This is a genomic window from Vibrio sp. 10N.261.45.E2 (assembly GCF_002875705.1).
In the GTDB taxonomy this organism is placed as follows: Bacteria; Pseudomonadota; Gammaproteobacteria; order Enterobacterales; family Vibrionaceae; genus Vibrio.
The window spans coordinates 1-219 of the sequence record NZ_MCZZ01000001.1 but is presented as its reverse complement, the minus strand read 5'-3'; the positions used below and the strand labels follow the sequence as shown (position 1 = coordinate 219).

At 51.6% G+C, this 219-nt stretch carries 1 protein-coding gene; it reads right to left on the bottom strand.

The window, feature by feature from the left end:
* On the bottom strand, positions 1–219 hold a 219-nt coding region (locus tag BCT34_RS00005; RefSeq protein WP_198594873.1), incomplete at both ends, for an FG-GAP repeat protein.

Sequence of the window (219 nt, the reverse complement as noted above, 5' to 3'; positions counted from 1 at the left end):
GCCTGAGCACCCGAGTTGACCCCCGTACCGTTTGACTCCTCACGAATCGCCCCGACAGCCAGCGTATTGCCATCTGATGATAAAGCAACTGAATGACCAAAGTAATCATCGAAATCAGTGTTAGAGGCCTTTATGTAGGCTTCCTGAGTCCATGTAGAGGCTCTGTAACGGAAGAGATAAACCGCACCAGAAGCGGGCGCAGAATTGTTCGCCTGAGCA